7 protein-coding genes are annotated in these 6,771 nt (G+C 58.0%); all 7 read left to right on the top strand.

Features of this window, described 5'->3' with window-relative positions:
• Positions 1-177 precede the first annotated feature (177 nt).
• From Q7U71_08185 to Q7U71_08155, 7 genes are read left to right on the top strand one after another with little or no spacing between them, the layout of a single operon-like run.
• A complete protein-coding gene (locus tag Q7U71_08185) occupies positions 178-1,218 on the top strand; it encodes a glycosyltransferase family 2 protein (GenBank protein ID MDO9391736.1) in 1,041 nt (346 codons plus the stop codon).
• Positions 1,215-2,189, top strand: coding sequence for a lysylphosphatidylglycerol synthase transmembrane domain-containing protein (locus tag Q7U71_08180; protein MDO9391735.1), 975 nt, complete (start codon positions 1,215-1,217; stop codon positions 2,187-2,189). The genes Q7U71_08185 and Q7U71_08180 overlap by 4 nt, the downstream gene beginning before the upstream one ends.
• 10 nt (positions 2,190-2,199) lie before the next feature.
• Positions 2,200-2,835: a hypothetical protein gene (locus Q7U71_08175; GenBank protein ID MDO9391734.1), complete on the top strand. Its 636-nt coding sequence runs from the start codon at positions 2,200-2,202 to the stop codon at positions 2,833-2,835.
• 7 nt (positions 2,836-2,842) lie between these two features.
• Positions 2,843-3,787 (top strand): methionyl-tRNA formyltransferase, encoded by a 945-nt coding sequence (fmt, locus tag Q7U71_08170; GenBank protein MDO9391733.1) that lies wholly within the window; start codon positions 2,843-2,845, stop codon positions 3,785-3,787.
• Positions 3,784-4,557, top strand: coding sequence for a DUF116 domain-containing protein (locus tag Q7U71_08165; GenBank protein ID MDO9391732.1), 774 nt, complete (start codon positions 3,784-3,786; stop codon positions 4,555-4,557). The genes fmt and Q7U71_08165 overlap by 4 nt, the downstream gene beginning before the upstream one ends.
• Complete coding sequence (gene rsmB / locus Q7U71_08160) at positions 4,539-5,861, top strand: 16S rRNA (cytosine(967)-C(5))-methyltransferase RsmB (GenBank protein MDO9391731.1); 1,323 nt, start codon at positions 4,539-4,541, stop codon at positions 5,859-5,861. Before Q7U71_08165 ends, rsmB begins: the two co-directional genes overlap by 19 nt.
• 43 nt (positions 5,862-5,904) lie before the next feature.
• Positions 5,905-6,642, top strand: coding sequence for a PASTA domain-containing protein (locus Q7U71_08155; protein ID MDO9391730.1), 738 nt, complete (start codon positions 5,905-5,907; stop codon positions 6,640-6,642).
• Positions 6,643-6,771: the final 129 nt, after the last annotated feature.

Below are 6,771 nucleotides of genomic sequence, written 5' to 3'. Positions count from 1 at the left end.
GGCGGGTGGAATACGACATCGCCCAGGCCCAGCAAAAGATACTAAAGGCCGGTCTGCCTCCTCGTTTGGCCGAGCGGCTGTCCCAGGGAGTCTGAAGCGCAACACTAACTCTACGGCTTTAGGTAAGACAGGATTAACATGATTTCTTTTTATTCGAAGAGATAACGTACAATCGCCATGCCGACCAAAGTCGCCATAATAATTCCCCATTACAACGGACAGAAGCTGCTGGAGGATTGCCTTCCTTCTCTGTTCAGGACGGGGTATTCGGATTACACGGTCTATCTGGTGGACAACGCCTCCACCGACGGCAGCCCGGAATGGGCCAAGGTCCATTATCCCCAGATCCAGGTGATCAAGTCCGACAAGAACCTGGGTTATGCCGGCGGCTGCAACCTGGGGATCAGGTCCACCGCCGAGGAATATGTGGTCCTGCTTAACAACGACACCGAGGTCAAGCCGGACTGGCTGGACAAGCTGGTCTCAGAGCTGGACAAGGACGGGGCCGTCGCCGCCGCCCAGCCCAAGATCCTGTGGCTGAAGGACCGGACAAGGTTCGACTATTCCGGCGGGGCCGGCGGCCTGATGGACGCCTACGGCTATCCCTATTGCCGGGGACGGATGTTCGAGGAAAAGGAAAAGGACCTGGGCCAGTATGACCGGCATCCCGCCGGCATCTTCTGGGCTTCGGGTTCGGCCTCCATCTACCGGCGTTCGGCCCTGGACGCCTCCGGCCTGCTGGACGAGGATTTTTTCATGCACATGGAGGAGATAGACCTGGCCTGGCGGCTTCACTTGCTTGGCCTGCGGGTGGTCTCCGTTCCCGGCTCGGTGATCTATCATCTTTCCGGGGGCTCGCTGCCCACCGGTAATTTCCGCAAGATGTACCTGAATCACCGCAACAGCCAGCTGATGATGTGGAAGAACTATTCCCTGGGCTCGCTGCTATGGATCTGGCCCGGACGGATGCTGCTGGAAGCGGCGGCCTTCGCCAAGGCTGTCGCCTCGGGCAACTGGGAATGGGCCCGGGCCATTGTGCAGGCGGGCTGGTGGCTGCTGGAGAATCCCCTTACGGTCTGGAAAAAACACCGCCGGGTCCAGGCGCTCAGAAAGGTCTCCGACCGCCGGATCAGAGAACAGATGTTCCCGGGCAGCATCGCCCTGGAATATTTCATCAAGCAAAAAAGAACTGCCCAACAATTGGAAGGTAAACGATGAAACAGGCCCTGAAGAAAACGCTGTTATTGGTCTTCCGGATATTGATCAGCCTGGGGTTGATAGGCTGGATACTGCTAAAGGTGGACCGGCGGGAGCTGGCCGAGTCCCTGCGGAGCATAGACCTGTGGTACCTGGCCGCGGCCTTCCTGGCTTATATGATAGTCAACGCCTTCTGCAACTGGCGGTGGCAGATACTGCTGGCGGCCCGGGGAATAAAGGCCGGGTACTGGAGGCTCTTCCGCTACTTTCTTAACGGCCTTTTCTTCGGAAACTTTTTACCCACCACGGTGGGCGGCGACCTGGCCCGGGCCTATCTGGTGGTGGACGACTGCAACAAGAAATCGGAGGCCCTGGCCTCGGTGCTGGTGGACCGCTTCATCGGGCTGTTCGGGGTGATCATCACCGGCATCATCGGGCTGATCCTGGTGGCCAAGACCGGGGAGGAGCTTTTCCTGCTGAAGGTCATGGTCATAGTCATCGCGGCGGCGCTGCTGTTCGTGATACTGTTCCTGAATAAATCCCTGATTAAAAAATTCCGCTGGATGCTGAAGCTGCCCCTGATCGAAAAGGCCGAACACCACCTGATAGATTTTTACCATTCCCTTTACGCCTACCGCACCCACAAGAAAGAGGTCTTTTGGGCCTTCATCCTGTCCCTGCTGGTCCAGCTGTTCGTGGTGTTCACCTCCTACTTTATAGCCATATCGCTGGACATCAGTATTTCCATCATCCCCTTCTTCCTGTACATGCCGGTGATCGGGGCGGTGAGCATGATCCCGCTGTCGGTCAACGGCTGGGGCCTGCAGGAGGGAGCCTTCATAGTTTTCTTCGGCCGGGCCGGCCTGAGCCACTCCCAGGCCCTGTCGCTGGGATTCGTTTACCATCTGGTGGCGGTGGGGATATCGCTGTTGGGCGGGCTGCTATGGCTGATCTACGGCAGCAAGAAGAAACTGAAGGAAACCTGCGAATAGCCGGGGGAAAATGAAAAAAACACTAGCCATAGTTTTTATTCTGATCCTAATGCCGGCGGCAGTATTTGCCCAATGGAGCATGAACTTCAATTATGGCTGGCTGAATAATGCCTGTTCCGTTTGGAAAGTGTACGATAACCGCACCAAGCCTTTCTTTAACTGGGGTAATGGCTGGCAAATTGGCGGTGGCACTGAATTGCGGATGAAAAGCTGGCTGGCCGTGGGCGGATCGGGTTCCTACCAAAGTTTCAGCGCCAAACCTTCAGGGGCGTACGAGGAATTTGCGTTTAGTTGCGTTTGGAATGGGGAGCCAACATGGCAGGCCCCTTTCGAGGTCTATGCAAGGTTAATAAAGGCGAGGTCACTTCTGGGAACCAACCTCAAGCTGGGTTTGGGGGTGATGACCTCGCATATTGGTCAGTTGACTGTTAATTCCATTGAAGGCGACTATTACCCTATGCAGTATACCAGAGTGGTGGAAGGTACAGGCGAGACTTTCTATCGCCCTTTCGGCCAGATAAGCGCTGGAATAAGGGTCCCGATTACCGCCAGGCTGGGTATCACCGTTGATTACGGATATCTTTCCACCTTTGACAGAATGGTGCAGGAACTGCCGTTCCAGCTGGGAATGAACATCAAGTGGTAGCTTAATAATGCGGATAGTATTCATGGGCACTCCGGCCTTCGCCGTACCCACCCTGGAGGCCCTCCATCATAAGGGACACGAGATACTGGCGGTCTTTGCCCAGCCGGACCGGCCGGCGGGCCGGGGCCGCAGCATTGCATTTTCCCCGGTCAAGCAAAAAGCGTTGGAACTGAACTTGCCGGTTTGCCAGCCGGCGACATTAAAAGACAGCAGCACCGTTGATCACCTTTCAAACCTCCAGCCCGATGTTCTGGTGGTCGTAGCCTACGGTCTGCTTTTGCCCCAGAACATCCTGGATATCCCCAAGCACGGGGCGGTGAACCTGCATCCCTCGCTGCTGCCAAAATACCGGGGGGCGGCGCCCATCAACCACGCTTTGCTTCACGGCGACAAGGTGACCGGCATCACCAGCATCCTGATGAACAGCCGGATGGACGCCGGGGACATCATCCTGCAGGAGGAAGTGGCGGTCAACGAAGACGAGAACGCCGGGCAGTTGGAACAAAGAGCATCCAAGCTGGGTGCGGATCTCATTGTCCGAAGCTTGGAAGCCATGAAGGTGGGAAGGTCCGCTTTTACAAAGCAGGATGAGGCGCTGGTCACTTTTGCCCCGAAGCTGACATCTAAGGACGGGCACATAGACTGGACCAGGTCTTCGGAAGAGATAAGAAATCTGGTGCGGGGGCTGACGCCCAGGCCCGGGGCTTTTACCATGATCAAAGATAAAAGATTAGAGATACTGCTAACACAGACCAATATCGATTCACAATTCACAATTCACGAATCTTTGCCGGGCAGAATAGTATCGCTGGAAAAGAACAAGGGTCCGGTGGTAAGGACCGGTGACGGGTACTTGGTCCTGCTTAAAGTGAAACCCCAGGGGAAAAAGGAAATGAGCGGCCAGGAATTCCTGCGGGGCTACAGGCTGGAGGCAGGCGAAAAGTTAACATGAAGATCAGTAAAAAAATATTTCTCAGCCTCTCCCTCTTAAGTCTGGTGATCCTGATCGGCGGAGTGGCCGTGCTTTTCTGGCTGATAGTGCCCAGGCTGCAGCACTTGGGCGGCTGGCTGTTCTATGCCGCCGCCATCGCCGCCGCGCTGTTCCTGCTGGTGGTGACAGGGGGGCTGTTCCTGCTGTTCCTCTCCGCCTTAACCGAGAAGGATTTTCTGTTTCCCCACGGCAAGAAGCAGGTGACGGTCAAGGTGCTGTATCCCCTGAACCTGATGCTGGGCTATCTGCTGGGGATCGGCCGGGAGAGGATAGGGGAATCATTCGTAGCCTTTAACAATGCCCTGGTGCGGGCCGCCGGCAAACGGCTGGACCCGGCCCGGATCCTGATCCTTCTGCCCCACTGCCTGCAGCTGGCCGACTGCCCCCACCGGGTGACCTCCGACATCAGGAACTGCAAACGCTGCGGGAAATGCCCCCTGGCCGGGCTGGCCGCCATCGCCGATGAGACCGGGGTCCAGATCTCGGTGGCCACCGGCGGCACCCTGGCCCGCCGGGTGATAGTGGAGCTGAAGCCCACCTCCATCCTGGCGGTGGCCTGCGAGCGGGACCTGGTCTCGGGCATCCACGACGCCTATCCCATCCCGGTCTACGGCATTTTGAACCAGCGGCCGCACGGCCCCTGCCGCAACACCCTGGTGGACATGGATCAGGTGGCCCTGGGGCTTTCGGTGCTGCTGGGACGGGAGGTAAAGTGGAAGCACGGGAATTAGCGCTAAAGACCCTATCCAAGGCCGGCACCGACGGAGCCTATTACGACCAGGTCCTTAAGAAGAATTTGAAGGAGAGCGGCCTTTCCCTGCCGGACAAGGCCCTGGCCCACGAACTGACCGCCGGGGTCCTGCGCCACCGGATGTGGCTGGACTGGGTGCTGGATCAGTCCCTGAAGAGCGGCCTGAAGTCGCTGACCCCCTGGGAACAGAACATCCTGCGCCTTGGCTTGTATCAGATCGCCAAGCTGGACCGGATCCCGCCTTTTGCCGCGGTCAACGAGAGCGTGAACCTGGCCAAACGCTATGGCCGCAAGAACATAATTGGCTTGACAAATGCGGTGCTACGGGATATAATTAGGCACCGAAGGCATTTGGAGCCAATAAGTTCGGGGGATAAGGCCCGGGATCTGTCCATAGAATATTCGCATCCCCTCTGGCTGGTAAAACGCTGGCTAAAGGAACTGGGAGAAGCGGGGACGAAAGAGTTGTTGCAGGCCAACAACCGCCATGCCCAGGTCATCATCCGCCCAAACACCCTGAAAACAGGGGTTTTGGAGCTTCAGGAAAACTTAAGTCTGTCGGGCATCAATACCTCGGCCAATAGATACATTCCGGCTGCACTGGAAGTGGAAAACCCGGCGGGGCTGGCTGATGACTCATTGTTCAGCCGGGGATATTTCTATTATCAGGATCCCTCCAGCCAGGCGGTTTCCCAGCTGGCCCGGGCCAAGGCAGGCGATGAGGTGCTGGACCTGTGCGCCGCCCCCGGCGGCAAGGCCGGCGCGGTGCTGGAGCAGATGGGGGACATTGGAAACCTGCTGGCGATTGATCTTTCGGAACAAAAACTTTCCTTGATCAAAGAGAATTTCACCCGGCTGGGATTGAAATCGTATTCCCTGGTCTGCGCCGATGCCGCAGTATTTTCCTTCCGGAAAAAGTTTGACCTGGTGCTGATAGACGCACCCTGCAGCGGGCTGGGGGCGCTTCGCCGCCGGCTGGACATCCGGTGGAGGATAAAGGAGCCGGACATCGCGCGGCTGTCCCAACTGCAGCTTCAGATACTCACCAACGCGGCCGGGCTGGTCAAATCCGGCGGGGCCCTGGTCTACAGCACCTGTACGGTGACGCCGGAGGAGAACCGGGGCGTGATAAAAAAGTTCCTGGCCCAAAACCAGGAGTTCACCATCGAAGACGCCGGGAATTTCGTGCCCCGGGAGCTGGTTCAAGACGGGTTCTTCAGCAGCTGGCCCCATCTCCACGGCATGGACGGAGCCTTTGCCGCCCGGCTGGTCAGACAGAAATAATCAAACAGTAAAAAACATATTACACAAAACTACGGAGCGCTTCATGCCAATTTACGAGCAGAGCAGCAGCAAAAAGCCGGTGATCGCGGCCATCATCTCGGGATCCCTAAGCGGGCTTTTGATGAGCCTGCTTTTCTGGGGCGTGATCCAGCCCATCATGGACATGTCCGAGGTCCCGGATGTGACCGGCAAGAAGGTGGAGATAGCCAAGTCCATCCTGGAGGGCCGGGGGTTCCGGGTCTACCAGGAGGATGCCATCAACGATGCCACCGTGCCCGAGGGCGCGGTCAGCAAGCAGGACCCGGTGCCGGGCGGCAAGGTGCGCAAGGGTTCCACCGTCAAGGTGTGGCCCAACGGCGGCGGCTCCAGCGTTCCGATGCTGCAGGGGATGCTGCTGCCCCAGGCCACGGTGATGCTGCAGCAGGCCGGCTTGAGGCTGGGCCAGGTTGCCATGCAGCCCTCCGATTCAGTTCCCAAGGATGCGGTGATCTCCAGCAACCCGGCCTTCAACAGCAAGACCCAGAAGGACAGCCCGGTGGACCTGGTGGTCAGCGCCGGGGCCGGAGAGGTGGCGGTGCCGGCGGTGAGAGGTTACGGGAAAAGCCGGTCCCAGGAGATGATCAAACAGGCCGGGCTTAACGTGGGCAGCGTCCGTTACATTTACGATGAAGAGAACGACCCGGGCCTGGTGGTCCGGCAGGATCCCCAGGCCGGCTCCAAGGTGGCCAAGGGCTCCAACGTCAGCATCTGGGTGACCACCGACATCGAACCCGAAGAATAAAGATGGCCGGCATTTTCAAGACATACCCCAAATTCTGGCGGACTGCGCTGATCCTGTCCGCAGTGTTTCTGTTTGGTTTTTTGCTGAGCAACTTTGTGATGATGCCCTGGGTGGTGCGGCGGGGGGCGG

The organism is bacterium (genome assembly GCA_030655055.1).
In the GTDB taxonomy this organism is placed as follows: Bacteria; Edwardsbacteria; AC1; order AC1; family EtOH8; genus UBA5202.
The sequence above is the reverse complement of the archived record's forward strand: the minus strand, read 5'-3'. Positions and strand labels throughout refer to the sequence as shown.